At 32.9% G+C, this 25589-nt stretch carries 29 protein-coding genes; 6 read left to right on the top strand and 23 right to left on the bottom strand.

The genetic code is table 11. From position 1 onward, the window contains the following. Positions 1–186: 186 nt before the first annotated feature. On the bottom strand, positions 187–1242 hold the full coding sequence (locus AC4FQ3_RS08390) for a phytase (protein WP_491181565.1): 1056 nt from the start codon (positions 1240–1242) through the stop codon (positions 187–189). A gap of 73 nt (positions 1243–1315) precedes the next feature. Then, complete coding sequence (locus tag AC4FQ3_RS08385; protein WP_491181564.1) at positions 1316–4126, bottom strand: TonB-dependent receptor; 2811 nt, start codon at positions 4124–4126, stop codon at positions 1316–1318. A 231-nt stretch (positions 4127–4357) separates the two neighbouring features. Here AC4FQ3_RS08385 and AC4FQ3_RS08380 point away from each other — a divergent pair, with 231 nt between their 5' ends. After that, positions 4358–5458, top strand: coding sequence for a DUF4407 domain-containing protein (locus AC4FQ3_RS08380; RefSeq protein WP_491181563.1), 1101 nt, complete (start codon positions 4358–4360; stop codon positions 5456–5458). Between the two features lie 121 nt (positions 5459–5579). Here the strand turns inward: AC4FQ3_RS08380 and AC4FQ3_RS08375 are convergent, their stop codons facing one another. The 8 genes from AC4FQ3_RS08375 to ruvC all read right to left on the bottom strand — a co-directional run bounded on the left by AC4FQ3_RS08375 (position 5580) and on the right by ruvC (position 11562). Then, entirely contained in the window at positions 5580–6287 is a 708-nt protein-coding gene (locus AC4FQ3_RS08375; protein ID WP_491181562.1) for a PH domain-containing protein, read from the bottom strand. Between the two features lie 49 nt (positions 6288–6336). Continuing rightward, entirely contained in the window at positions 6337–6708 is a 372-nt protein-coding gene (locus AC4FQ3_RS08370; RefSeq protein WP_073394763.1) for an MmcQ/YjbR family DNA-binding protein, read from the bottom strand. A gap of 8 nt (positions 6709–6716) precedes the next feature. Then, on the bottom strand, positions 6717–7067 hold the full coding sequence (locus AC4FQ3_RS08365; RefSeq protein WP_491181561.1) for a DUF4260 domain-containing protein: 351 nt from the start codon (positions 7065–7067) through the stop codon (positions 6717–6719). Beyond that, a complete protein-coding gene (locus AC4FQ3_RS08360) occupies positions 7064–7468 on the bottom strand; it encodes a GNAT family N-acetyltransferase (protein ID WP_491181560.1) in 405 nt (134 codons plus the stop codon). The genes AC4FQ3_RS08365 and AC4FQ3_RS08360 overlap by 4 nt, the downstream gene beginning before the upstream one ends. Before the next feature lie 277 nt (positions 7469–7745). Further along, on the bottom strand, positions 7746–8771 hold the full coding sequence (locus tag AC4FQ3_RS08355; protein WP_491181559.1) for a DUF4421 family protein: 1026 nt from the start codon (positions 8769–8771) through the stop codon (positions 7746–7748). Positions 8772–8868: 97 nt separating this feature from the next. After that, complete coding sequence (locus AC4FQ3_RS08350; RefSeq protein ID WP_491181558.1) at positions 8869–9666, bottom strand: cyclase family protein; 798 nt, start codon at positions 9664–9666, stop codon at positions 8869–8871. 74 nt (positions 9667–9740) lie between these two features. Continuing rightward, positions 9741–10898 carry a radical SAM family heme chaperone HemW gene (gene hemW, locus AC4FQ3_RS08345; protein ID WP_491181557.1) on the bottom strand — a complete coding sequence of 386 codons (1158 nt, stop codon included), beginning with the start codon at positions 10896–10898 and terminating at the stop codon, positions 9741–9743. Between the two features lie 109 nt (positions 10899–11007). Further along, the gene (gene ruvC, locus AC4FQ3_RS08340; RefSeq protein WP_026982724.1) at positions 11008–11562 is read right to left on the bottom strand and encodes a crossover junction endodeoxyribonuclease RuvC; all 555 of its coding nucleotides are present in this window, start codon (positions 11560–11562) and stop codon (positions 11008–11010) included. A gap of 111 nt (positions 11563–11673) precedes the next feature. On the opposite strand from ruvC, the gene AC4FQ3_RS08335 reads away from it, so the two are divergent. Both AC4FQ3_RS08335 and AC4FQ3_RS08330 read left to right on the top strand, forming a co-directional pair. Then, positions 11674–12600: a hypothetical protein gene (locus AC4FQ3_RS08335; protein WP_491181556.1), complete on the top strand. Its 927-nt coding sequence runs from the start codon at positions 11674–11676 to the stop codon at positions 12598–12600. After that, positions 12597–13700, top strand: coding sequence for a glycosyltransferase family 2 protein (locus tag AC4FQ3_RS08330; RefSeq protein WP_491181555.1), 1104 nt, complete (start codon positions 12597–12599; stop codon positions 13698–13700). The genes AC4FQ3_RS08335 and AC4FQ3_RS08330 overlap by 4 nt, the downstream gene beginning before the upstream one ends. A gap of 3 nt (positions 13701–13703) precedes the next feature. On the opposite strand, the gene AC4FQ3_RS08325 is transcribed toward AC4FQ3_RS08330, so the two are convergent. Further along, positions 13704–14192, bottom strand: a complete 489-nt coding sequence (locus tag AC4FQ3_RS08325) for a hypothetical protein (RefSeq protein WP_073394779.1) — start codon at positions 14190–14192, stop codon at positions 13704–13706. 44 nt (positions 14193–14236) lie between these two features. Further along, positions 14237–14593 (bottom strand): hypothetical protein, encoded by a 357-nt coding sequence (locus AC4FQ3_RS08320; protein WP_124020494.1) that lies wholly within the window; start codon positions 14591–14593, stop codon positions 14237–14239. Positions 14594–14666: 73 nt separating this feature from the next. Between AC4FQ3_RS08320 and AC4FQ3_RS08315 the strand changes: the two genes are divergently transcribed. Further along, positions 14667–15167 (top strand): DUF456 domain-containing protein, encoded by a 501-nt coding sequence (locus AC4FQ3_RS08315; protein ID WP_491181554.1) that lies wholly within the window; start codon positions 14667–14669, stop codon positions 15165–15167. Between the two features lie 278 nt (positions 15168–15445). After that, complete coding sequence (locus AC4FQ3_RS08310) at positions 15446–16042, top strand: DUF937 domain-containing protein (protein ID WP_042563383.1); 597 nt, start codon at positions 15446–15448, stop codon at positions 16040–16042. A gap of 78 nt (positions 16043–16120) precedes the next feature. On the opposite strand, the gene AC4FQ3_RS08305 is transcribed toward AC4FQ3_RS08310, so the two are convergent. The 8 genes from AC4FQ3_RS08305 to AC4FQ3_RS08270 form a co-directional block, all read right to left on the bottom strand. Beyond that, positions 16121–17029, bottom strand: coding sequence for a pseudouridine synthase (locus AC4FQ3_RS08305; RefSeq protein WP_042563384.1), 909 nt, complete (start codon positions 17027–17029; stop codon positions 16121–16123). Positions 17030–17316: 287 nt separating this feature from the next. After that, positions 17317–17865: a hypothetical protein gene (locus tag AC4FQ3_RS08300; protein WP_491181553.1), complete on the bottom strand. Its 549-nt coding sequence runs from the start codon at positions 17863–17865 to the stop codon at positions 17317–17319. A gap of 9 nt (positions 17866–17874) precedes the next feature. Then, complete coding sequence (locus AC4FQ3_RS08295) at positions 17875–18831, bottom strand: geranylgeranylglycerol-phosphate geranylgeranyltransferase (protein ID WP_491181552.1); 957 nt, start codon at positions 18829–18831, stop codon at positions 17875–17877. Positions 18832–18894: 63 nt separating this feature from the next. Then, positions 18895–19485: a DUF502 domain-containing protein gene (locus AC4FQ3_RS08290; protein ID WP_042563386.1), complete on the bottom strand. Its 591-nt coding sequence runs from the start codon at positions 19483–19485 to the stop codon at positions 18895–18897. A gap of 76 nt (positions 19486–19561) precedes the next feature. Continuing rightward, positions 19562–20500 carry a mevalonate kinase family protein gene (locus tag AC4FQ3_RS08285; protein WP_302094406.1) on the bottom strand — a complete coding sequence of 313 codons (939 nt, stop codon included), beginning with the start codon at positions 20498–20500 and terminating at the stop codon, positions 19562–19564. A gap of 2 nt (positions 20501–20502) precedes the next feature. Further along, positions 20503–20808, bottom strand: a complete 306-nt coding sequence (locus AC4FQ3_RS08280) for a type II toxin-antitoxin system RelE/ParE family toxin (protein WP_491181551.1) — start codon at positions 20806–20808, stop codon at positions 20503–20505. Further along, positions 20805–21026 (bottom strand): hypothetical protein, encoded by a 222-nt coding sequence (locus tag AC4FQ3_RS08275; RefSeq protein WP_042563389.1) that lies wholly within the window; start codon positions 21024–21026, stop codon positions 20805–20807. The genes AC4FQ3_RS08280 and AC4FQ3_RS08275 overlap by 4 nt, the downstream gene beginning before the upstream one ends. 30 nt (positions 21027–21056) lie before the next feature. Beyond that, positions 21057–22166 carry a diphosphomevalonate decarboxylase gene (locus AC4FQ3_RS08270; RefSeq protein ID WP_491181550.1) on the bottom strand — a complete coding sequence of 370 codons (1110 nt, stop codon included), beginning with the start codon at positions 22164–22166 and terminating at the stop codon, positions 21057–21059. A gap of 142 nt (positions 22167–22308) precedes the next feature. Here AC4FQ3_RS08270 and AC4FQ3_RS08265 point away from each other — a divergent pair, with 142 nt between their 5' ends. Beyond that, on the top strand, positions 22309–22785 hold the full coding sequence (locus AC4FQ3_RS08265) for a TspO/MBR family protein (RefSeq protein ID WP_491181549.1): 477 nt from the start codon (positions 22309–22311) through the stop codon (positions 22783–22785). Positions 22786–22788: 3 nt separating this feature from the next. Here the strand turns inward: AC4FQ3_RS08265 and AC4FQ3_RS08260 are convergent, their stop codons facing one another. From AC4FQ3_RS08260 to AC4FQ3_RS08250, 3 genes are all read right to left on the bottom strand, one after another. Beyond that, complete coding sequence (locus tag AC4FQ3_RS08260) at positions 22789–23532, bottom strand: BamP family beta-assembly machinery protein (RefSeq protein ID WP_491181548.1); 744 nt, start codon at positions 23530–23532, stop codon at positions 22789–22791. Positions 23533–23626: 94 nt separating this feature from the next. Continuing rightward, positions 23627–24274 (bottom strand): HAD family hydrolase, encoded by a 648-nt coding sequence (locus AC4FQ3_RS08255; protein WP_491181547.1) that lies wholly within the window; start codon positions 24272–24274, stop codon positions 23627–23629. A 4-nt stretch (positions 24275–24278) separates the two neighbouring features. Then, positions 24279–25487 carry a BaiN/RdsA family NAD(P)/FAD-dependent oxidoreductase gene (locus AC4FQ3_RS08250; protein ID WP_491181546.1) on the bottom strand — a complete coding sequence of 403 codons (1209 nt, stop codon included), beginning with the start codon at positions 25485–25487 and terminating at the stop codon, positions 24279–24281. Between the last annotated feature and the right edge of the window lie 102 nt (positions 25488–25589).

The following is a 25589-nucleotide window of genomic DNA, read 5'->3' as shown; positions in this document are numbered from 1 at the left end:
TCGACTTCGCTATGTTACGAATTGAAATGTGATTTAGTTTGCGGCTTTTCGTTGCGGGGCTTCTCCCGAAGCCTCGGGACGCTCAGCCTGACAACTCGGAGGTTTAAGTCTCCGTTTTTAAATCACAGTAAAGAACCTGAAACCTGAAACCTGAAACCTGAAACCTGAAACTTGAAACAAAAAAACTTATTTCTTCCCGTCGATACGTTTCTGAATCAAATCCCATGCATAATAATGAAACGTCATTCCGTTGCTCATGGCTACGAAAAGTCCGTTTTTGTATTTTCCTCCTAAGTTTATACTGGTCACATCGGCACCATCACATTCTATAGTTGATGTAGGGATTTCTGCTAATAGAGGATATTCGTTTGGGTTTCCTTTTGCACCTTCTCTTGGGTAAACCATAAAGGTATTCGCCTGTTGGTTAGAGACTAAAATATATCCTGTAGAATCTGTTTTTTTGTAAATCGCGATTCCTTCGTTGTCTGCTTTAAAACCTGTTTTTCCAAAAAGAACCAATTCTTTATTATCATTTAAAGCAGGATCAGCGTTGTATTTTCTGATACCGAATTGTTCGTCGCAATACAAAACAGTTCCTAATTCGTTATCAACAGCAATGGCTTCGATTTCTTTTTTTCCGCTGTAAGCGCCGAATTTTCTAACCACTTTTGCTGTTGCAAATTTTCCAGCGCCAGAAAGTTCATATTGCCATAAATAACTTCCTGAAGGTCCTGATTTTCTTCCCACAATGGCAAAGATTTTCTTGTCGCTTGGGCGTGTGTACAACGCAATTCCCATTGGGTCACGCAATTCTTCACCTTCAAAAACAGCAATTCCGCCATTGTCAATTGGATTTAAATCAGGTAAACTAAAAATTCTTATTTTATTGCTTTCACGTTCTGTTGTAACGGCAACGTCTACTTTTTTTCCATCGATTAGTAAACCGTAAGCAATATCAACATTGTTTGGACGTTTTAAAGTGATTGATTTTTTAAGGATTTTTCCATTCAAATCAAAAGCATACAAACCGCCGTCTGTATCTTTATCTGTTCCCACGATTATGCTTTTTGAAGCGTCTGTTGGGTGAATCCAGATTGAAGGATCATCTGTGTCGTGCGGCAATGCTTCGGTAACAGCTGTTGGTTTTACAGCATTTGCGGCAACGGGTGCTAATTTATCGTCTTTACAGGCTATTAATAAAGTGCTTAAAAGGAAAAAAGCGAGTATAGATTTATGTTTCATTATGATTTTCATTTAATAAAATTAGACAGAACCGTTAAGTCCTGTCTAATTTAAGAATTTTATAAATTGATTATTACAAGTCAAACTTCAAACCGAAATTATATCTCGCCTGATAGAATTCTGCTTGTTTAGTATGCGCTTCTACACCTTGGTAGTAACGTAATGGTTGGTTGGTTAAATTGTTGGCTTCGGCAAAGATGCGAAGGTGCGACGTAATTTTATAAGAAGCATTTGCATCTAAGAAAAATTGTTTGTCATAATAACTGTCTTTGTATGATTCTGAACCTAATTCATCTAAATAATCAGAAGTGAAATTGGTTGAAATTCTGGCAGAAAAACGTTTGTTTTCCCAAGATAATGATCCGTTAAACATATGTGGCGTTGTACCCGGAAGACTAATGTCGTTTCTTTCATTTCCGTCTTCATCGGCAATTCCTTTTGCTTTTGATTTGGTGTAAGTATAATTCAAATAAATACCAAAACCTTTCAAAAATTTCCCCGGCAAGAAATCTAACTGACGTTGAAAAGCAACTTCAAATCCGTAAACATCAACTACATCTCCGTTTCTTGACTGTACAAACGACCAGTTTTCGCCAGCCGGAATTGGGTTTGCCTGATTAGGAAAATCTGCAGCAAATTTTGCATCAGTATATTGATTGTCACTATAATTGTAGATGAAATCATTTAATCTTTTGTAGAAAACACCTCCAGAAATTAATCCAACCGATTTGAAATAATTCTCGGCCATGAAATCATAATTGTAGGAGTACGTTGCATCAAGATCCGGATTTCCCGCAGTAATTTCTTTATCAGCAGCAATATTGTTTACATAAGGCGCAAGTGCATAATAGTTTGGTCTGGCCAAAGCTGTAGTTGCAGCCGCTCTTAAAACTAAATCTTTCGTGGCATTATATTGAAATGAAATACTTGGCAATACATTGGTATAAGCATTTGTAGTATTGATTTTGCTCTCTAATTCTTCCTCATCCAAAACACGATTTCCAGTGTAATCGATGTGCGTATTCTCTACACGAACACCTAACACCATGGAAAGTTTATCGTTAAAATCCTGATCCCATCTTACATAAGCTGCATAAATGTTTTCTTTAGCATTATAATTTACCGCTAAAAATTCTGCAGGATCTGCTTCTTTATCAAATAATGCTGAATTATTCAAATCAAGACTTCCTAAGAAACTTGCCGAAGCAAAAGTTCCCGGAACATATTTACTTCCCGGATTGAAGTTTTTCCCATCATAAAAACTGGTTGGAACTTCAGATAATAAATCCATTCCACCGTTTACGGGTTCATAAGAAAAGAAGTTGTTGTTTCTTTCTTTTTCTTTCATTCTCAAACGAAGTCCTGTTCTTATTCTTCCCTTTTCTGCAGCAATAATAGAGAATGGAAAACGGATGTTTACTTTTGCACCAAATTCACTTTCGCTGGTTTCATCTGTGTTTTCTGTAACCGAATTAAATTCGAATTGATCAACCGCTTCTCCGGTTGGTGTAACCAAAGGAAATCTCAAATCAGATAAATCCTGAGACATTTCCAAACCTGTCTGGCGGTATTCAATATAACGCTCTCCCGGGCGATATTCTCTGGCTTTTGCGTAATTTGCAGACCAGTCTAAATCTAATTTTGAGTTGATTAAATGCTCTCCGCGAATAGAATAATTCTGAACTCTTTGGTCTTCTAATCTTCTGTTTTTGTTTCTGCTGCTGTCCACTCCACCTTTTGTCTGGCGTTTTACACGACCTTCAAAACCAGTAATAGTTTCACCATCGTAAATGGCTTCAATATCATCGTAAGTTGTTCTAAAACGGTTTTCTCTGTCGTCTCTCCAGTTATAAATAGCATTGGCAAAAATGGTATTGTTTTCATCAAATTTATAATCCAAAGCCACAGAACCGCTGCGACGAATACGCTGAACATCATATTTTCTAATTTCAGAAGCCTGAACAAATTCATTTCCAAAATCATCCTTTACCCATTCGTTCTCCACATCATCAGAGCCATAATTTACATTATTGTATGATCCGCTAAAAACAGCTCCTAATTTATTATCAAAAAAACGATTTCCGTAAACTAAACCTGCTGTATAAGTAGCGTGTTCGCGAATTGGCATAAAACCTCCCGCAAGCGTTGCTGAAATTCTTTCGCCATTTGGAGTTGCTCTTGTAACTAAATTTACAGAACCTCCAATCGCATCAGCATCCATGTCTGAAGTTAGCGTTTTGTTTACTTCAATAGTCGAAATCATATCAGACGGAATTAAATCCATTTGTACGTTTCTGTTGTCTCCTTCTGCAGATGGAATTCTATCACCATTTAAAGTCACAGAGTTCAGGGACGGAGCCAAACCTCTGATAATAATATTACGTGCTTCACCCTGATCATTTTGCATCGTGATACCCGGAACACGTTTTAAAGCATCACCAACGTTGGCATCCGGAAAACGACCCACCTGATCTGATGAAATTACGTTTCCAATATTTTTGCTGTTTTTTTGTTGATTTAATGCTTTGGCCTGACCTTTTAAGATGTCTCCAACAACAACCTCATTCAACTCTGTTCCTGAAGTTTTAAGTGCAAAATCAAGAACGTTGTTTTTGCCTTGTTCAACCGTAATTTCGTGTGTTATTGGTGTATATCCAATATATTTTACGGTAACCTGATATGTTCCAATATTGATATTAAGCAATTCAAATCGGCCGTTGTAATCTGAAACCGTGTATTTGTTGTCACCAACAATTTGAATCATGGCTCCTGGCAAAGGTAATTTGTCATCGGCGTCTAAAACCTTTCCGGATATTATGGCCTTTTGAGCATAACCTGATAAGGTTAATAAAAAGAATGTTACTACTAAATAAAAATTTTTCATTGTGTTTGGTTTGTTTTGCTGCGAAACTAGAACCTTTGTATTACTAAAACCATTGGAAAAAATTAATATAATGTTATGATTAATCCTTCAAAACAGAATCTTATTAATCTTTAAATAACATCTAAACTTCAAATAATTGATTTACAACTAAAAACAAATCAACTATTTACATGAGAATTAAATTTTTGGCGTTAAATTTGCCTTATCAATCACAATCAAAAATCATCAATCATGTTAAAACAATTTTTTATCCTTTGTTCCGGAGCCGACAGAGATGTACTCGAAGGCTGCTCCGAAGGCGAGCAAACCAAATATGTTGGTATTGGGGCCACCGTTTTTTTTACCGCAGTTATGGCTTTTCTTGCCAGTGCTTATGCACTTTTTACTGTTTTCGACTCTATTTATCCTGCTTTAATTTTTGGGTTTGTTTGGAGTTTGCTAATCTTTAATTTAGACCGGTTTATTGTTTCGACAATTAAAAAAAGAGATCGCTTTATGGATGAATTCCTGCAGGCGACTCCCAGAATTATACTGGCGATTATTATTGCAATTGTAATTTCTAAACCTTTGGAGATTAAAATTTTCGAAAAAGAAATCAATACGGTTTTATTGAAAGAAAAAAACGAAATGGAATTGGCTAACAAAAAGCAAGTAGGCAATTATTTCAAATCTGATTTAGATAAAAATAAAGCTGAAATTGCTTCTTTAAAAGCCGATATTCTGACGAAAGAGAAAGAAGTAAACTCACTTTATTCAACTTATATTACCGAAGCCGAAGGAACTACAGGAACAAAAAAACTGGGTAAAGGTCCGGTTTATAAGGAAAAACGCGAAAAGCACGATGCATCTTTAAAAGAATTAGCAGCTTTAAAAACAACGAATGAAGCTAAAATTGCCGAGAAAGAAAAAACAGGAAAACAATTGCAAGCCGATTTAGATAAAAAAGTATTGCAAACACAGCCAATTATTGAAGGTTTTGATGGTCTAATGGCCAGAATTAATGCGTTGAATAAATTGCCTTGGCTACCTTCGTTTTTTATTATGCTGCTGTTTTTGGCAATTGAAACTTCTCCGATTATTGCCAAATTACTGGCTCCAAAAGGCGAATTTGATTTTAAACAAGAAGAAGCCGAAACGGCAATGAAAGCTACTTTGGCACAAAATAAATACCAGCGTGAATTATTAGTAAAAACCAGCGCCGAAATGCATGACAAAGTGTATGCTGATATTGCCGGAGATAAAAACCTGTACGATCTGCAACGCAAAAAAGCAACAGAATTATTAGAATTACAAGCACATAATTTTGTAGAAAAACAAAAAGCTACGTTTTAGCTTAACCGCAAAGTTCGCAAAGTCTATAAAAGAAAAAACCATCAGTTTGGCTGATGGTTTTTTTATGCTTTTCTTAGTGTGTTTTGCGTAAATCTTTTGCGAACCTTGCGGTTAGAAATTTTTACATATAACTTAATATTTCTTTTTTGAACGCATCATATTCACCTTGCATGATTAATCCGTTGTCCAATAGTTTTTTATAATTCTGTAATTTATCAAAAAGTTCTTCTTTTGATAATTCACTTAATTTACGATCTCCTGTTGGAGTTTGAGGCTGAATTGGCTCGTAAGTTTCCGTATAAGAAGGTGTTGTTGCCGGCATAATTTCAGCATAATTGGTAACTTCTTCTGTTTCTACTTCCTCAATTGTATCTTCGATTTCAGGTTCTGCAGATGAAGCAGTTTCTATAGTTGGAGCAGAAATAATCACGGGATTTTTAAGTAAATCCAATTGTTCTTTTGCGTAAGTATATATTTTTCGAGCCTGAATTTTCGGAATATAATCAATTGAAATAGACAAGTCTGTATTCGTGTTAAATGAGAATTCAGAACCTAAAATATTTTCTTTTACAAAAGCACCCGCAATATCATCCCAAGTGTAATCTGTAAAATCCATTGAAAGACCTAAATTTTTAGGCTTACAAATAATGATTCGTTTGTTTGTTAATACAATACTATCAGGAAAAACAGTAATTGCCGGTTTTTTTTGAACCGCAATATATCCAACTTCTTCACCTTTCATCAACAAATCGTTGAGTTTTGAAGTGATTTTTTCAATCGCTTTTGGGTCTTGTTCTTCGTTTAGAAATTTTTTAAATTGTTCTTTCATGGGGTGATAAATTGCTAAGTTTTGTTGTCTTACGCTGCAAATGTAATGCCTAATTTTCTAATTCAATAATTTCATTCTGAATTTTCTTCGTCAAACTTTTGAAAACCAATTCATACGAATGATCAATAAGTTCTTTTACAAAAGCAGTCGATAAATTTCCGTTTAAAGCAATTGTATTCCAATGTACCTTGCTCATATGAAAGCCCGGTTTTATCTCGTCATATTCGGCTCGCAATTCCTGAGCACGCTCCGGATCACATTTTAAATTGACTGCCTGCTCATTTTTCTCCCATTGTGACAAGGAAGATAGAGCAAATATTTTTCCGCCAACTTTAAAAACCAAAGTGTCTTCATCAAACGGAAAATGTTCTGTTGTGCCTTTTTTAGAAAGACAATATTCGTAAAACGTTTCTAAATTCATCTTCTATATTATTTACCAATTTCACCTAAATGAGTGTACTTAAAACCTTGTTCATATTTCAATCCATAACCAAAGATTCGATCCATTGCCGAATGCGAAAATAAGATTACACCAACAAGTTGCAATGATGCTAATTTTAGATAGCAGCCTGTTAAATAAATTAAAACTGCAATTCCTCTGTGATGAAATATATTATACATAAAGGCTCCCGTTTTATTATTAAAAGCGTAACCCAGCATCGAAAAATCGGGCGTGAGAAGCAAAACCAAAAACCACCACCATTGATAATTCAGGAGACTAAATAAATAGATTCCGAGAATAAATAAACCAACTTCTTCTAATTTAATAACTGTTTTCATAGTTTCTTTTCCATCATTTTTTCAGGATGTTCTAAAGGTTTAAAGCCAAATTTCTCGTATAAAAAATGAGCATCTGTTGTTGCCAGACGCCAAATTTTAATGTCTTTTAAAATCGGTTCGTTCATCATTTTTTCAATTAAAACAGACGAATAACCTTTACCGCGATGCTCTTCTGTAATGAAAACATCCATTACGTAGCCAAAAACCACATAATCTGTAATGACACGTGCAAAACCAATTTGATTGTCATCTAAATAAATTCCAAAACAAACCGAAGCATCAATTGTAATCTGCACTTCCTGGATAGTTCGGCCGGCAGCCCAATAAATATCTTTTAGAAAGTTTTGTATAAACGGAACATTAAGTTTTGTTTTATCTGTCGAAACGGTAATCTGATTCATAATTTTTGAGAATTATTATGCTTCAAAAATACTTATATAATGTTTAGTTTTGCCACAAATTTCACAAATTTACACTAATTAAATTTGTGATAATTTGTGAAATTCGTGGCAACTTTTTTATCTAATATTTGCGCACCTTTCGTAAAACTTTGCGTACTTAGATTGTGTAAACACAACTTAAAATCTTAGTGAACTCTGCGAAAAACCTTTGTGTCCTCTGCGTTAAAAAACAATTAGGGAGGTTAAAATTTTTAATTTTTCTCCACAATATTTTTTATTACATTTTAATTTTTTCACCAACTTTTTCAATTGGCTTACTCACAAATTCAGGAGCATCAAAACGGTAGCCAAAATACAATAATCCGTAGACTTTACCATTTGTAATTACCGTTGTTTTATCCTGATTATACGAACTGTCATCAAAATTTAAACTTGCACCGCAAAGTATGCGATTGCTGTTATAGCCTATTTTAATACCGCCTTCAATGTTTCGGGTAAAGTATGTATCCTTTTCAATAGTCTCAACTCCCGAATCAATACTTTTGTCATGTAAAAATTTCACACCAATCGAAGGTGATAAATGTGGAGCAATATAAAAGTTTTTGTGAATAATGAAGTTATAATAATACCCTGCGGCTAATCTAACATCGAATTCTTTTTGTTTTCCATTAAGATCATCGAATTTCGAAATAATTCTGTTATAGCTGTAAATCAGCGACGGAATAAAACTTCCGGCACTCTTTTTTTGCCATTCGGTGAACGAAGTTATACTTTTAAGAGAGAATTTTGGATTAAAAAGATACGATGTCGACATTCCGTATTGCACGGTTTTAAAATCCGGAAACTTAAGATACGGATCTTTTCCTTCTACCCAATTTGGGTCAAATTCAGACATGTTTTCTACGTAATATCCTCTTGTTTTGCTAAATGAAGCCGTTTGAAGCCATCTTCCTAAAAAGAAACGAAAATTATAATCTGAGAAAGAAGATTTTCCTTTTAAGTCTTCATCTTTATTTCCACCAAAAAACTTCGGATAAAAACCATAACTAAAACCGATAAATTTATAATCGATACTTAAAAAAAGTTTGTAACTATTATTGGTTTCTAAATCCAGATTTGGACCGTTTTTATTGGTCAGTAAATAAGTATCGTTTTGAGTACTTACATTTGCGCGAACCATTATTTTATCTGGATAATAAATAAAATTGACCGTGTCTTTTTCTGATTTATTCTGGCTTAATAATTTTGCAGAGCTAAAAACAAAAAGCAGAAATGCACATGTAAAAATGGCATTCAGATTCATTCGATTTAAACTTTGTTTCGTGGCAGTTTTCAATGCAGATAATTAAGCATTAGTAATCATAAAACTACTAATTTAAAAATCAATTATCAACTAATTATCAAAAGTTTGCGATCGAATACAAAACAGGTTTACTCGGACTTGCATCATTTTCAAATGAAGCGATTTGAAGATTTAGCAAATAATCTCCATCTTTAATTTCATTCGGCACAAAAATCATTTCTGTAATTGTGGCCTCAAAACGTGCGTCATTATTTAAGTTGTGTGTGTCTTTTACGTTCCAAAAAGCTTTGTGTGCCAATAATTTTCCTTCGTCATGTTCCTTGTCAACACTTGGCAAATCGATTAATAAATGCTGAATTTCGCTTTCGCGGATGAAAATTGCCGCTTCTTCAGATAAATATGGTGGATTTGAATTTGAATATTTTCTTGATTTTTTGTCTTTTTGGTTTGGGAGCGTTCTAATTATTAAAGCCCCGTTTGTCATGCTGAGCGATCCCGAGGCTTCGGGAGAAGCACTTATTGCATTAAGCGCAGTCAAAATTTGTTTTTTTGTGATAACCAAATCATCTCCAATTTTTTCAGGTTCAACTGTAATCAATTTGGCAAAAAAGAAAAATTGTTTTAAAGACTGGTTAATGCTATAAAAATCATTTGTAATATGCCCTAAACATTCCGTGTGCGTGCCATGCCCATGGGGATTGAAGAAAATATTATTGAAGTTGGTTGATGATTTTCCTTCAGAAACTTTCCCAATCCAATCTCCAAAGACAACTGGTTCAATAACCGGTTTTTCGATATACCACGCAATTGGGTTTTCGTTTGTATTTGTTAATGGGATTGAAATATCAATGGGTTTTGATAAGTCGATTTCGAAGTTGTTGATTTTTGCTAACACAAAATTAAGGTTTTATGCCGCAAAGGCGCTAAGTCACAAAGTTTATTTGCGTCTTTGTGTCTTTGTGGCAAATTTTATTCTTCCAAATTTAGATAAAATAAATCTGAAGCAATTCCATCCGTTAAAAATTTTCCTTTTGCGGTTGGTTTTAGAATGTTGCTTTCGATGAAAACCAAATCGTCATTTAAGAATTTCTGAACCTGTTTTTTTAGATAATCCAGATATTCCAAACCAAATTCTTGTTCTATTCTGTGTAAAGAAACGCCCCAGATAGTTCGTAATCCTGTCATAATATATTCATTATAACGATCAGATTTAGATAGAGTTTCGGTTTCGATTGGTAAAATATTTTCCTGAATTGATTTTAGATAAAGCGAATTATTGGCAATATTCCAGCCTCTTTTTTCACCGTCATAACTATGTGCCGAAGGGCCAATACCTATATATTTTTTACCCAGCCAATAAGCCGAATTATTTTTTGAGAAGTAGTTTTCTTTTCCAAAATTCGATAATTCATAATGAATAAAACCATTTTGTTGAAGTGTTTCCACCAAAATCATAAAATGATTCGAAGCTACTTCATCTTGAGGTTCAGCAATTTTTCCGGTATCGATTAGTTTTCTTAAAGCCGTTTTCGGTTCAACCGTCAAAGCATAACTCGAAATATGCGGAATACCAAAACTCAAAGCCGTTTCAATATTCTGTTTCCACATTTCGTCGCTCATTCCGGGAATTCCGTAAATTAAATCAAGCGAAATATTGTCAAAATATTTAGTAGCCTCTTTCAAACAATTTATGGCTTCCGCCGAATTATGCGCACGATTCATCAGCTGCAAATCATCTTCATAAAAAGACTGAATTCCAATACTCAAGCGATTTATCGGACTTTTTGATAATTCGAAAATTCGTTTTGAAGACAAATCATCCGGATTTGCTTCTAGCGTAATTTCCGGATTTTCGACAACATTATAGTTTTTATAAACTTCAGCAATTAAAAAGTTGATTTCTTCATTTGACAAAACAGAAGGCGTTCCACCGCCAAAGTAAATGGTTTCAATTTGATTGTCACTTTGAGCGGAATCAAGAAGATTAAACTCATTTTTGCGCATGCCTATTTCCTTGGCTAAAGCCAAAACCATTTCGTCTTTCTTTTTCATCGAAGTCGAAAAATGAAAGTCGCAATAATGGCAAGCCTGTTTGCAAAAAGGAATATGGATATAGATACCTGACATTTTAATTAGATAATTAGATAATTTGTCAATGAGATAATGTGACTGTTAAGGAATTAGAAAATTAAATCGTAATACGGGAATTATCTAATTTTCTAATTGCCACATTAAATCATTTCCTCACTTTATCCTCATTTTGTTTCACAAAAGCATCCCAACCCGAATAACTTTTCCCTGCAACAATTTTTCCCGAATTAAAAAAGTGACAAACCGCAGCAGCCAAACCATCTGTTGAATCAAGGTTTTTTGGTAATTCTTTCAATCCTAAGAGTTGTTGCAACATTTTGGCAACCTGTTCTTTACTGGCGTTTCCGTTTCCGGTAATCGCCATTTTTATTTTTTTAGGTTCGTATTCTGTAATCGGAATATCTCTCGAAAGTCCCGCTGCCATTGCTACACCTTGTGCGCGCCCCAACTTTAACATCGATTGTACATTTTTACCAAAGAAAGGCGCTTCAATCGCAATTTCATCCGGATGATGCGTTTCGATTAATTCGATGGTACGTTCAAAAATGATTTTTAGTTTCTGATAATGATTATCGTATTTGGATAATTGCAACTCGTTAAGCTGTAAAAATTCCATTTTTTTATTGATTACTTTAATCAATCCAAAACCCATGATTGTAGTTCCCGGGTCGATGCCTAATATGATGCGTTCTTTTGTCAAGTGATTTTGTTTCAGGTTTCAGGTTTCAAGTTCGAAAGTTGCTAGAAAAATGCTATAATTCATTTTCTAATTTTCAAATTGCCACATTTGCAAATTGATTACTTTTGCAGCATGATTTCAATTCCTCACAAAGCTAAGCAATTCCTTGTTCTTCTAGTCAAACTTTTGATTGTAGGTGGCGCATTTTACTTTATTTATAATCAGTTGGCGAATAACGACAAACTCGACTGGCAAAAATTCATTACACTGTTTCGTAAAAATCAGTCGGTTTTAGGAATTGGATTTATATTGCTTTTGAGTGTTTTAAATCGATATTTCGAAATTTTAAAATGGCAGAATCTGGCCAAAGTCATCCATGAAATTTCATTAGGCGAAGCTACAAAACAAGTTCTCGCTGCACTTACAGCCGGGATTTTTACGCCAAACGGAGTAGGAGAGTACGCCGGAAAAGCATTGTATTACCCAAAATCTGAAGCAAAAAGAGTAGTTTTCCTAAACTTAATTTGCAACGGAATCCAGATGATTTTAACAGTTTTATTTGGAACAATTGGCTTGTTATTTCTCGGATATTGGAGGTGGGTTTTGGGAATAATCGCAATATCTTTTTTCTTCATTCTATTTTCTTTACTCTTTAAAAAGATTAAAATTAAAGGATATTCCATTGAAAAACTGATCCATAAAATCAATGAAATTCCCAAACCAATTCATCAAAAAAATATCTTTTTAGGCATATTGCGTTATTTGGTTTTCTCACATCAATATTACTTTTTGTTTTTGGCTTTTGATGTCGATTTGCCTTATTTTACTTTGATTGCAACAGTTGCCGTTGTTTACTTTTTAGCTTCATCATTACCTACTTTTCAATTTTTGGACTTTGCTGTAAAAGGAAGTGTAGCGGTTTATTTCTTCGGAATTTTACATGTAAACGAATGGATTGTTGTTTTTATAAGTACCTTGATGTGGTTCTTAAATGTGGTTTTGCCTGTTGTTTTAGGAAGTTATTATGTGTTGAATTTCAAAACTAAAAGGGTAGAATGAGTTTAATTTTATTTGTCATATTAAAAATTTATATAATAAGTATCAGTTTACTTGTTTATGGTTTTACACGAATAAAAAAATATCAGAAAACAGATTTTAAACCAAAAACCAGTTTTACAATTATAGTTCCTTTCAGGAATGAAGAAAAGAATTTACCCAAACTTTTAGATAGTTTCGCAAAACTCAGTTATCCAAATAATTTGTTTGAAGTCATTTTGGTGGATGATAGTTCTAATGAAAAGTTTCAGGTTTCAGGTTTCAGGTTTCACGTTAGCTTAATTGACAACATAAGAATTTCAAATTCACCTAAAAAAGACGCCATTTCAACAGCTATGCAGCACGTAAAAACCAATTGGGTTATTACGACCGATGCCGATTGTATTGTGCCTGAAAATTGGCTTTTAACTTTTGATAATTATATTCAGGAAAACAATGTTTCCATGTTGGCAGGAGCCGTTTCTTATCAATGCGAAAATTCATTTTTACATCATTTCCAGCAATTGGATTTAACGAGTTTACAAGGAGCTACAATTGGAAGTTTCGGAATAAAAAAAGCATTTATGTGTAATGGAGCCAATCTTGCTTACACAAAATCATTGTTCGAAAAACTAAATGGATTTGATGGAAATAATAAAATTGCAAGTGGCGATGATGTTTTTTTACTGCAGAAAGCCACAGATTTATTTCCTGATGAAGTTCATTATTTAAAAGCTAAAGAAGCGATTGTTTTAACCAAACCAACTGAAAACTGGAAATCCCTGTTTCATCAAAGGGTACGTTGGGCAGCAAAAACAAGTTCGTATCAAAGCATTTTCGGAAAAACTTTAGGATTAATCGTTTTCTTTGGAAATCTAAGTTTTGTTATTGGATTTGTACTCTTGATTTTCGGAATCTGGTCCTGGCAACTTTTAGTTTTATTTGTTTTCCCTAAATTTATTATTGACTTTGTTTTGCTTTGCTTAACAAACCAATTTTTAACAAATAGAAGATTGCGCTATTTATTTTTGAGTAGTTTATTCTATCCTTTTTTCAGCACTAGTGTAGCTTTGTATAGTTTGTTTGGTTCTTACGAATGGAAAGATCGACGGTTTGTGAAATAAAAACTATTTTTTTTCTTCTTTCGCCTTAATAATTATAGGTAAAATCAATTGTGTTTTTACCGGAACTCCGCGTTTTATAGCAGGATTTACTTTTGGAAAATCAACCAAACGAGCCTGTAAAATACTATCAATTTTAATTGTATCGTATGCTACTGAATCCTTAGAAAACTGAGGTTCAAATTTCATTGAAGAGTTAGGAAATATAGTTACTTTCACCTCAATGGTATCAAGTTCAGGATATAGAATAGAAAGCGTATCAATGTCTAGTTTTTCCTGAATAAGCTGTGCCATTACTTCAAAAAAACATTGTTGACGCAGTTTTTTGTCGTTTACTTTTTCACAATCAACAACCGATGGGAATTCGTCAACTTCTTTCCAATTGATAGATTTTAGCTCTTTTTGAAGTAATTCTTTTTCAGACGGAATCTGCTTCTCAAAGTATTGACAAGAACTAATAAATAGTAGGATTATAAAAAATGGGAACTGCTTCAAGATTATGATATTGTATTGAACTAATTATATTTATAAAAATACGATTATTTTTTTTGGTTAGCTTTATAATCTAGATATTCTTCATAGCTTTCAGAAAGCCATTTTTCTTTATTTTGTTCTGCAACTTCTTTTTGGTCAGGATATAACTTCGCCAATCGATCAGAAAAAGTAGCAATTTGAACAGTATAAGTATAGAATTCTGTTTTACTTAAAACTAAGTCGGGATTATTTTTACTGGAAAAATATTCAAAAAAAAGTGAATCAAATTCTTTCATCGAGAAATTTAAAACCTTTTTCTTATTACTTTTATATATACTGTCCTGAAGTAATTGATCGTCAACAGACAGTTTTTTATTTTGCGCATAGGCATTATTATTGATCATAAAGATCAAAGTGCACATAAAAAATAATTTAAAAACACTGTACATTGTCTAATTTTTCTGACGGTTTACGGGCAAATTTACAAAAAAATAAATGGATTTACTATTGTTAATACTCGGTTTTGTATGCGTAATTGTTGGTGTTTTTGGTAGTTTTCTACCTTTTTTACCGGGACTTTCCAGTTGTTGGGTTGGTTTGTTATTATTGTATCTTACAAAAGCTGTCGAAAATAATTATTGGGTTTTAGGGATAACACTTTTAATTACAATAATAATTACTGTTTTAGATTATGTTATTCCGGCACGAGGCACAAAAAAGTTTGGCGGAAGTTCATATGGAGTCTGGGGAACAAACATTGGACTAATTGTTGGAATCATCGCTCCCATACCATTTGGAGTTATCATTGGGCCTTTTGTAGGTGCTTTTGTTGGAGAAATGATATACGATTCTAAAAATCATAACCGTGCAATAAAAGCGGCAACAGGTTCGTTGTTGGGTTTTTTGGCCTCAAGCTTCATTAATTTCCTTTTTTGTGTTATTTTTCTTGGCATTTTTTTAAACATAGTTTGGCAAAACAGATTTTTATTGTTTTAATCATCAAATTTATGTTAATATTTTTCCTATATTTTTAGTATTTTTTAAAAAATAACATTTTTTTAATTTATATTTTTTATTTCTTTTTGATAACGAAAGGGTTATGTTCATTGAGACTTTTAGAATTCCGCTAAAAAAAGCGTTAAAAATAAAGCTTGAGTTTTTAACTTAATTTTTGGAAATGTTAAAATATTTTATATTTTTATCACGATAAACGACAAAAAGCCCCACTTAGTCGATTATTTTGAATGGATTTAAATAATTTTAAAACTAAACATATGACTCCTAACCTACAAATTGAACTTAGACGTTTTATTTCTTCTAATGTTGTTTCTAAATTAAATAAGTTTTATTTCGAAAATGATGCCCTCTTGATAAAGGGAATTGATGTTTCAATCGGAACCGTTCTAATGGGATTATACAATAAAGCCGAGGAGTCGGGTTTTTATAAAAACATAGTCACACTATTAGAAGATAATTCAACATTTTACGGAGAAGTTGACTTTACTTCAGGAAGAATTTTATCAGTAGATGATTGTTACAGAATCGAAGGGAACGAGTTGCTTAAAGAAATTTTCAGCAATAAAAAAGGAAGAATTTCTGAAATGATCTCAAATGAAGTAGGAATTAAAAGTGAAACAGCACGCGAAATCCTTAATTTTTCTGCACTACTAGTTGTTTCTTATCTTAAAAACAATTCACAATTAATTAAAAATCTGAAATTATTGTTAGAAGATCAAAAACGTGATATTCTAAACAGTATTCAGCCGGGAATAAAAATCATACTTGGATTCTCTTGCCACGAAACTGTTGAAGAAAAAAACCAGGCAATGGGACGATCTGTTTTCACACTTTTTGGACATAACTTTTTCTAGAATTTCATCACCTAAATAAAAAAAATCCCATTTTACAAAAGTAAAACAGGATTTATATTGCCTAATTTGAAGCGTTTCTTAGACGTTCTTCAAATTTATAATTTCTTGCTCGGTCAAAAAACGCCAGTTACCTCTTGGTAAATTCTTTTTGGTTAAGCCAGCAAATGATACACGATCGATACGTAAAACATCATAGTCAAAGTTTTCGAAAATAGCTCGAACCACTTTTACATTTGATGAACGCAGTTTTAAGCCAATTTCGCTTTTAGGTTCATTATCAATATAACTAACCTCTTCAACAAACACACGATGTCCGTCAAGAACTAAACCTTTGCTGATTTTTTCTAAATCTTCAAATTTCAAATTTTTGTCTAACGAAACCTGGTAAATTTTAGACGATTTTTGACTCGGTAAAGTAAATTTACGAATCATATCCGTATCGTTTGTAAATAATAATAAACCAGTTGTGTTCTTGTCCATTCTTCCAATCGGAGCAATTTTTGCCGTAGTAGAACCACGTACAAGTTCCAGAACGTTACGATATTCCTGACCTTCATCAAGAGCAGTTGTAAAGTTTTTAGGTTTGTTCAACAAGATATATTCTTTCTTTTCAGGAGTCAAAGTAACGCCGTCAAAATTTACAACATCGTTTAATTTTACTAAATAACCCATTTCAGTAACCGGAACGCCATTTACTTTAACGTTTCCAGACTGGATATATATATCGGCATCACGACGTGAACAAACACCTGAATTAGAGATGTATTTGTTCAAACGAATTTCGTCTGCTGCTTTTTGTCTTTTCGGAGCCTGATTCTGTTTTTTGATTTTTTCTGCCTTTTCTTCTTCAGCAGCCTTAACAGCAGGTTTCACTTTTTTTGGCCCTTGCGCACGTTTCGCCATAGGAGGTTTTGGCTTGCTAGAGTTTGATCTTGAGCTATTTGGTCTCGATCCGCCTCTTTTATTATTGCCTTCCTTATTGTTCATAAATTCTGTAATTTGTGCAAAGATAGTTTATTCTTGCTAAATAATCCTAAGTTCATTGTTCTTAGATTAATAGCTATTTTTATTTGAAGTTATAGAAGCAGCACAATTGGCTTTTTTTCAGGCATGGTTTCCCGCTTTTCACTTCAATCTTTTATTTTTTAAAGGAAAAAATAAAAGGATTTCCGTTGCAATCGGGGCTAGTTTCAAACATTGGGCTTCTTTTAAACATTTTGAGAAACCAAAGAAAATTACATTCTAAAAGTGCATATATCTTTTGATATTATTAGTTAAAAGACTTTTATGGTTTTGTCTTTTAAGGAGTAAATTTTAATTTTATTAGTAAACAATTCTTCCTTAAACTCTTCCAATGTTCTGTAGAACATATTAGCACCACCGACTCCTGATGGAGATATTCTGTTTTCATCTAAAATATAGCCATTATTAAGCGCAATATAAGCTATCTGCGTTTCATCAAATTCGCCGTTTTCTCTATCAACAATATAATAAATATCTTCAATTATACTGTTGTAAATTATCTTTTGGTGCTCAGTTAAAATTGATTTTGTTTTTTTTTCAATTAGTTCATTTTCAAAATATTCATCACCTGAAAATGGAAAACAAATAATGCCATTTTGCTCCAGTTTTATAAAAGTAATATGCGTATCAAGCCAGTTGTTTACTACTCTATATTCAGAAAGATATTTAATCTCTATAATTTTGTCTCCAATTAAAAAATCAATATTTTTTCTTTCAGGTTTAATTTTATAAGTAGATACTTTACTAATGTCGTCTATTTTATTTCTTTTTTTAAATAATGAAAAGATTTGGCTTATCATTTTTAGAGATTAAAAATTAGAAATCAAATTCTTCCCATGCCACAAAACACTCGGATTAATCAAAACAATGCAAAAAACACCCGAAACAATCAGGAGTTTTAAAACATTATGAAGCAGTAAATATTGTTCCTTAGAGTTTGATTTCCATAAATAAATCAGAAAAAACAGCAAGGCAATAAAACAGATATAAAAGTAAATATCCATATAACCCACATCATAAATATTAACCAAAACATAAACCGGAATCACGGTCATAAAAGTTAAAACCGTAATAATTTGTTTTGAAACCGTTTCATTATACAATATCGGAATCGTTTGATAATCGTTTGCCAAATCACCTTTTAGGTTTTCCAGATCCTTGATCATTTCCCTAATCAGCAACAATAAAAACAAAAACATGGCATGTGCCGAAATTACTGCAAAATGACTCATGTGATTTTCGATTTCTTCAAATAAAATCTTGTTATAGAAGTACAATAAAATCGCAAAAAAAGGTACAACAGCCAGCAAAGCCGAAGTTAGATTGCCAATAATCGCGTATTTTTTTATTTTATGAGAGTAAAACCAAATCAGGAAAATGTAAGCCGAAAAAAATAAAAAAGCTCGCCATGAAACAATTAAGGCCATTAATACCGCCAGGAAATTCAAGCTAAAATAAACCGATAATTTTGTTTTCTGGCTCACCAATCTATCCAGCATAGATTTGTTTGGCCTGTTGATTAGATCTTTCTGGCTGTCGTAAAAATTATTAATAATATAGCCGGAAGCAATCGTAACCGCGGATGCAAAAACAATTAAAAACAAATTAAAATCTAGTAAAATATCCAGGGCTCTTTTTTCCGGAGCCAATATAAAGATCGCCGATAAATATTGCGCCAAAACAATAATAGGAATGTTGTAACCTCTTACTACAGAGAACAGACCAACAATTTTCATTACTAAAAGTTTGTGCTGTCTGCTTAACATTTTTTGATTTAAATTTTGGAATTGGGGTCTAATTTAAGATTTTTTAGCGTAGGAAACAGTTGGTCAAAGTTTATTTTTTAATAATTCCTTAGATCCGTAGCCTAATTTTCTAATACAGGCCAAAGCTTGTTTTTGTGAGATTCCAACTTCTTTAATGTCTTTTTTTTCTACAAAAACCACAGAACCACTCCACGGATTTGGAGCATCGGGAATAAATACGACAGAGTTGTTTTCATCTATCTGTTCAATCAAAAATGCAAATTGCAAGCCTGCATCTGTAGGAACTAAAATGACTTTTAAATCCTCGTTGGATTCAAATCCCATTATGTTTTCATTCATTTTTTTCATGAACGAATAACCGGGAACAAAGCTTAAAATTCCGTTTTCTAATCTGTGAATCAATTTTTGTGCGTAGGTAGTTTTAGCAACCAAACCAGCAGCAAAACAAATAATCACAATAATTAAAATCGCGACAATTTCTTCTATTGCCAATCCTAAAACTTTTACTTTTGGAAAATGACTAACAATCGGATTTGTAATTTTTTGAATAATACCAAATCCTTTTTCTAAAAGAATAAGCAATAAAATTAACGGTGCTAAAAATACAATTCCTCCTAAAAAAGTTGCTTTAATAATTTTTAAAATACTTTTCATATTAAATAACTTTTAGAGTGTAACTTAGAAAAGGATATTCAAATAAGCGTAATTTTTTAAAGTGGCTTAATTTTTTTTAAAATTGGTAAACAACTTCTAATTTGTAATCTTTCAAAGATGCTTTAGCACGTTCTAAATCTTCTGTAAAGCCCAGAATATAACCACCGCCGCCAGAACCACAAAGTTTCAGGTAATAGTCGTTTGTATCAATTCCGTTTTGCCAGATTCCGTGAAATTGTTCAGGAATCATTGGTTTAAAATTATTTAAAACGACTTTAGAAAGTTTTTTTGTATTGGTAAACAATGATTTCATGTCGCCATGCAAAAAGTTCTCTACGCAGGCATCGGTATATTTTACAAATTGGTTTTTAAGCATTGTACGGAACCCTTTGTCTTTTAGGTTTTCCATAAAAATGTTTACCATTGGCGCTGTTTCGCCAACAATTCCGGAATCTAATAAAAATACAGCCCCTTTTCCGTCAAAACTTTGAGTAGGAATTCCGGTTGCTTCAATGTTATCTTTAGAATTTATTAAAATTGGGATACTCAAATAGCTGTTTAAAGGATCTAAACCAGAACTTTTTCCGTGAAAAAAGCTCTCCATTTGAGAAAATATATTTTTTAGTTGTAACAGTTTTTCACGAGTTAAATTCTCTAAAACTGTTATTTTGTGAGTAGCATATTTATCATAAATAGCCGCAACAAGAGCGCCGCTACTACCAACTCCGTATCCTTGCGGAATACTTGAGTCGAAATACATACCAGTTTCAACATCATTTTTTAGACTTGCCAAATCAAAAGAAACCAATTCAGGCTGTTCTGTCTGCAAAGTTTCAAGATAAGTTACATAACGTTTTAAACTTGCGTTTGATGCTATTGCTTCTGCCGAAGGATCTTCGATTTTCTTCAACGCACCATTGTAAAAATTATAAGGAATAGAAAGTCCTTTAGAGTCGCGAATAATTCCGTATTCTCCAAAGAGTAATATTTTTGAGTAAAATAATGGTCCTTTCATATTTATTTTATGTCTTTCTTAATTTTATTTGGGTCTTGTCGTGTGTCGAAAATGGAATGAATTCTAATTTCATTTGAACCAAAACTATACAAGAGACTTAATTGTTTTGTTACGACACATTTTCGATATTTTTTATTTATTGATGATTTTGGAAAAACTTCTGGATTCATGCTAATTATTGAAATTGCTTTTTGAAATTTCACAAGAAACATTTCTTTCGATTTTTTAGACCATCTTGCTTCAATAAAATTTAAAATAGCATCTAAATTCTCTTCAGCTGTTTTTGAAATATTTATTTTAAGATTCACTCCTTATATTTTTTCATCACATCTTCAAAGCTTTTAAATTCTCCTCTTTCAAATTCTAATTCACTTTGAGCGACATCTTCTTTCTGGGCTTCTGTCAAATCATCCCACCAATCATTTTTCTCCTGTCTTAGCAATCTTGCAACAGCCATAATAAGTGCAGGATCATTAGTTTCCTTCAACATATTCATTGCATTGAGTTTCTCTAATTGAATGTCCATAACATAAAATTTTAATTAAAGATACAAAAATTATTGCTTCATTGCACCGCTTCCAATTTCGTCGCAAATGTACTGACCATTCTGACAAAATACAACTAATTCGTCCTGAATAAATTGAAGTACTTTTTCGCTAACGTTTTCGGGATATAAAACGTGAACATTTGCTCCTGCATCAAGTGTAAAACAAACCGGAATTTGGGTTTCATTTCTAAATTTCCAAATCGCATTTATGATTTGCAAAGTATTTGGTTTCATCAAAATAAAATACGGCATAGATGTCATCATCATGGCGTGTAAAGTCAAGGCTTCACTTTCAACAACTTTTATGAATTCGTCTAGATTTCCACTTTCAAAAATGGCAATTAACTGATCCAGGTTTTCATGTGCCTGAGCAAAACGTCGTTCAGCATATGGGTGATTGTGCATTAAATCATGTCCAACAGTACTTGAGACTTGTTTTTCGCCTTTATCTACCAATAAAATAGTATCCTGATAATTCTTGAAGTTGTCATGAATTGCATACGGAAATTGAACTCCATATAAATCAGTACTTCCTTGAATGTTAGCCTGATTTCCCCAAACCACAACATTTCCTTTTACGCTTCGGCAGGCACTTCCAGAACCTAAACGGGCTAAAAATGATGCTTTTTGGTAAAAATATTCCTCTGTCATTTCAGGATTTAATTCTTTCTCCAGACTCATAAAATTCATAGCCAACGCGGCCATTCCAGATGCCGAAGAAGCAATTCCTGAACTGTGTGGAAATGTATTTTGTGTGTCAATCGTAAAATGATAGTCTTTCAAAAAAGGCAAATAAACTTCTATTCGTTCTAAAAACTTCTGAATTTTTGGTTTGAAATCTTCTTTTGGTTTTCCTTCAAAAAGTAAATCAAAAGAAAAATTTGTCACATTGAGCGATCCCGAAACTTCGGGAGAAATGTCTCGCTTTTCAAAACCCAATTTTGTAATCGTTTTACAATTATTAAGCGTAAAACTTACTGAAGGGTTTGCCGGAATTTGATTGTCTTTTTTTCCCCAATATTTCACTAACGCAATATTGCTGGGAGCGCTCCATTCAAAATTTCCGTTTTCAATTGTCGAAGTATATTTTTTAGGAATAAAATCAGTTGCTGTAAACATGAATTATAAAATTTTGGCAAAGATAGTTTTTATACTATTTCACCATATAAGTTATATAAGAAAATGTAAGTGGGGTTCAAACTAAAATGAACTATATGGTTTCAAATATCTTTTAACTATTTTTGATGAAAAATAAAATAGAATGAACAAAACTGTCAAAATCGCCATAGCCCTAATCGTTTGTTTATTGGTAGGATATTCTGCAAGTGTGGTTACAAGACCAAGTGTTGAAAGTTGGTATCCAACCTTAATAAAACCAATTTTTAATCCACCAAATTGGATTTTCATGCCAATGTGGACATTACTTTATATTTTAATGGCGGTTGCAGCGGGACTTGTTTGGGACAAAATAAAAGAACAAAACGAAGTGGTTAAAAAAGCTTTAGCTTTCTTTTTGATTCAGTTGACTTTGAATGCTATCTGGTCCTATTTGTTCTTCGGACTTAAAAATCCGATGTTGGCTTTAATCGAAATCGCGCTTTTATGGCTGATGATTTATGAAACTTATTTGAAGTTTATCAAAATAAATAAAACTGCGGGTTATTTATTGATTCCGTATTTGGCCTGGGTTGCTTTTGCAGCAATTTTGAATGCCAGTATTTGGTGGTTGAATAGATAAGATTTAGTTTTTAGATTCTGTTTTTAATTTCTTAAACATTTCATTTTTAGCATACAAAAAATCCATTGTAGTTAGGATATTGTTGTTTTCTATAAGTTTCGCTGATCTTGGGTCGGCGTCACAGAACTCAATAAATAAATCAACTTCTTCGGATTTTAATTTTAGATCTTTGGTAAAATAATCACGAGGAATTGATGCTGCTATAAGTTTTTTGAAAACAGTTTCCTCAGTTTTCTTTTTGAGTTCTTTCTCTTTTTTAAATAAATTTATAAGTCCGGTTCCCATTCTGGTAAAGTCCATTCCATTTGCAATAGTTCCGTCGTAAACACCGGTATATTTTTGCAAAGATTTATTGTCTTTAGCAAATTTTATATCGTCAATATCTTGTTGTGAAGTACTTATTTTATCAAATTTTATATTTGTTACTACAACTTCATTTAATTCCTCCGCTTTTATATTCATATTGACGGTAATATTGTTTTGGTCAATATTTTCCTGTGATATTTTTAACCGTGTAAAAAAGTAATCTTTAGCGAAAAACAATAAACTATCTTTTGCCTGAACAGCAATCGAAAATTCTCCCATTTTATTTGTTCTGGTACTTGTTTTGGCTGTTTTATTTATAACTTCTACTTTATCAAGTGGATAATTGTTGGAAAAGACTCTTCCGTGTAGTAATTTTTCTGTTTGAGAAATGGAAAATTGGTAAGTCAAAAAAGAAATTATAGTAAGTAACTTTACTTTCATCTAATGGTTTTTAGTTGAAGTAAAATTATTAGAATCGTCTTAAGGAAAACTTAGCAAACCTGTAAATTCTTGTTAATTCGGTTTGTATGTGTATTTATAATATCTCAATTAATTCCGACGGTTTATTTATTACTAATTTAGCACCGCTGCCAATTAATTCTTCTTCTGTTCGATAACCCCATGATACGCCAACAGCAAACATATTCGCATTTATTGCAGTCTGCATATCAATATCTGAATCTCCAACGAAAAGAATTTCTTCAGGTTTGAGATTCCAGCTTTTGCTTATTTCTAAAGCTTCAAACGGATTTGGTTTTTTAAGCTCTTCAGAACTTAAACCAACGGCAGCGTCAAAATAATTGGGAAATATTTCTGCGGCTATTTTTTTGGTAAGTTCGTCTGCCTTGTTTGAAAAGACCACTAATTTAATATCACGTGAGACCAAGTCATCTAATAATGCAATAATCCCTTCGTATGGTTTTGTTTTTATAGTACAAACTTCGCGATATTCGTTGATCATACAATCAAAACAAATTTCAATTTGTTCATTAGAATTGTTTGAAGCCGGCAATGCTTTGCTTACCAAATTTCGCAAACCGCTTCCTATGAAATATTGATAAGTATCATAAGTATGAGTGGGATAATTTAAACCTGTAAGTACAGTATTCATGGCATCTGAAATGTCTTCTAATGAATTAACTAAGGTTCCGTCTAAATCAAAAATAATTCCTTTAAATTTCATTCTATTAAATATTATTGGCCAAAATAAACCCACTCGTCCAGGCATTTTGAAAATTAAAACCTCCCGTAATGGCATCTATATTTACAATTTCTCCGGCAAAATATAGATTCTGATGTAATTTGCTTTCCATGGTTTTAAAGTTGATTTCTTTTAAATCAATTCCACCCGCAGTAACGAATTCTTCTTTAAAAGTACTTTTCCCGTTTACCTGAAATTTGGCTTTTGTTAATTGAGAAGCTAAATTCTGCAATTGAATTTTAGATAAATCGGCCCATTTTGTTTCGGTTTCAATTCCCGAAGCTAAAACCAAACTTTCCCACAAGCGATTTGGGAAATCGAAAGGTGATTTTTTAGAAACTGCTTTTTTCGCATGTTCCTGTTTTAAGTCTTTTAGGATTTTTTCGGCATCTTCCGTATCAACATCATTTAACCAATTGACGAAAATCGTGAACTGATAATTTTTATCGAATAAAATACGCGCTCCCCAAGCCGAAAGTTTTAGAATCGCAGGTCCGCTCATTCCCCAATGCGTGATTAATAAAGGTCCGGTCGATTCGAGTTTGGTATCTTTTACGTTAACGGTAACTTGTGCCGCAACGCCAGGCAATTCTTTTATGCGAGGATCTTTGATATTAAAAGTAAATAGGGAAGGAACAGGGCTCACAATGGCGTGTCCTTTTTCTTGTAGCATTTCCCAAATTTTAGGATTGCTTCCTGTGGCAAGAATTAATTTTTCCGTAACGTAATTTGTATCTTGAGTATCGATTTTCCAATGATTTTCTGCTTTATAAATCGATTGTACGCTTTGTCCCGTTAAGACTTTTATACCGAGTTTCCCTGTTGCTTCTAAGAAACAATCTATAATGGTTTGAGAAGAATTAGAAACCGGAAACATTCTCCCGTCATCTTCTATTTTAAGTTCAACACCATGTTTTTCAAACCATTCAATTGTGTCACCAGAACAAAATTGATGAAACGGGCCACGAAGTTCTTTTTCTCCACGCGGATAAAATTTGACTAATTCATTCGGTTCAAAGCATGCGTGCGTAACATTGCAACGTCCACCGCCGGAAACGCGGACTTTAGAAAGTACTTCTTTTCCTCTTTCTAAAATGGCAATTTTTAGTTTTGGATTTTTCTCTGCAATATTAATCGCTGTAAAAAATCCTGCAGCGCCTCCGCCAACAATAATTATGTCGAAATTTTGAATCATATTATTTGGTTTACCACTATTTTTTTGCCACGAATTACACGAATTAGCACAAATTTTTAAGGCGTGGACTTGTTAAATTATTTTTGTCAAAGTTTTAAACTT

The sequence above is a fragment of the Flavobacterium sp. AK-345 genome, from assembly GCF_058310175.1.
Note: the sequence above shows the minus strand (reverse complement) of the source record. Positions and strands in the feature narration are given on the sequence as shown.

Coding starts and splice junctions, on each gene's coding strand:
- AC4FQ3_RS08390 (WP_491181565.1), bottom strand. CDS start 1,242: ATGAAACATAAATCTATACTCGCTTTTTTCCTTTTAAGCACTTTATTA.
- AC4FQ3_RS08385 (WP_491181564.1), bottom strand. CDS start 4,126: ATGAAAAATTTTTATTTAGTAGTAACATTCTTTTTATTAACCTTATCA.
- AC4FQ3_RS08380 (WP_491181563.1), top strand. CDS start 4,358: ATGTTAAAACAATTTTTTATCCTTTGTTCCGGAGCCGACAGAGATGTA.
- AC4FQ3_RS08375 (WP_491181562.1), bottom strand. CDS start 6,287: ATGAAAGAACAATTTAAAAAATTTCTAAACGAAGAACAAGACCCAAAA.
- AC4FQ3_RS08370 (WP_073394763.1), bottom strand. CDS start 6,708: ATGAATTTAGAAACGTTTTACGAATATTGTCTTTCTAAAAAAGGCACA.
- AC4FQ3_RS08365 (WP_491181561.1), bottom strand. CDS start 7,067: ATGAAAACAGTTATTAAATTAGAAGAAGTTGGTTTATTTATTCTCGGA.
- AC4FQ3_RS08360 (WP_491181560.1), bottom strand. CDS start 7,468: ATGAATCAGATTACCGTTTCGACAGATAAAACAAAACTTAATGTTCCG.
- AC4FQ3_RS08355 (WP_491181559.1), bottom strand. CDS start 8,771: ATGAATCTGAATGCCATTTTTACATGTGCATTTCTGCTTTTTGTTTTT.
- hemW (WP_491181557.1), bottom strand. CDS start 10,898: ATGTCAGGTATCTATATCCATATTCCTTTTTGCAAACAGGCTTGCCAT.
- AC4FQ3_RS08335 (WP_491181556.1), top strand. CDS start 11,674: ATGATTTCAATTCCTCACAAAGCTAAGCAATTCCTTGTTCTTCTAGTC.
- AC4FQ3_RS08330 (WP_491181555.1), top strand. CDS start 12,597: ATGAGTTTAATTTTATTTGTCATATTAAAAATTTATATAATAAGTATC.
- AC4FQ3_RS08320 (WP_124020494.1), bottom strand. CDS start 14,593: ATGTGCACTTTGATCTTTATGATCAATAATAATGCCTATGCGCAAAAT.
- AC4FQ3_RS08315 (WP_491181554.1), top strand. CDS start 14,667: ATGGATTTACTATTGTTAATACTCGGTTTTGTATGCGTAATTGTTGGT.
- AC4FQ3_RS08310 (WP_042563383.1), top strand. CDS start 15,446: ATGACTCCTAACCTACAAATTGAACTTAGACGTTTTATTTCTTCTAAT.
- AC4FQ3_RS08305 (WP_042563384.1), bottom strand. CDS start 17,029: ATGAACAATAAGGAAGGCAATAATAAAAGAGGCGGATCGAGACCAAAT.
- AC4FQ3_RS08300 (WP_491181553.1), bottom strand. CDS start 17,865: ATGATAAGCCAAATCTTTTCATTATTTAAAAAAAGAAATAAAATAGAC.
- AC4FQ3_RS08295 (WP_491181552.1), bottom strand. CDS start 18,831: ATGTTAAGCAGACAGCACAAACTTTTAGTAATGAAAATTGTTGGTCTG.
- AC4FQ3_RS08290 (WP_042563386.1), bottom strand. CDS start 19,485: ATGAAAAGTATTTTAAAAATTATTAAAGCAACTTTTTTAGGAGGAATT.
- AC4FQ3_RS08285 (WP_302094406.1), bottom strand. CDS start 20,500: ATGAAAGGACCATTATTTTACTCAAAAATATTACTCTTTGGAGAATAC.
- AC4FQ3_RS08275 (WP_042563389.1), bottom strand. CDS start 21,026: ATGGACATTCAATTAGAGAAACTCAATGCAATGAATATGTTGAAGGAA.
- AC4FQ3_RS08270 (WP_491181550.1), bottom strand. CDS start 22,166: ATGTTTACAGCAACTGATTTTATTCCTAAAAAATATACTTCGACAATT.
- AC4FQ3_RS08265 (WP_491181549.1), top strand. CDS start 22,309: ATGAACAAAACTGTCAAAATCGCCATAGCCCTAATCGTTTGTTTATTG.
- AC4FQ3_RS08260 (WP_491181548.1), bottom strand. CDS start 23,532: ATGAAAGTAAAGTTACTTACTATAATTTCTTTTTTGACTTACCAATTT.
- AC4FQ3_RS08255 (WP_491181547.1), bottom strand. CDS start 24,274: ATGAAATTTAAAGGAATTATTTTTGATTTAGACGGAACCTTAGTTAAT.
- AC4FQ3_RS08250 (WP_491181546.1), bottom strand. CDS start 25,487: ATGATTCAAAATTTCGACATAATTATTGTTGGCGGAGGCGCTGCAGGA.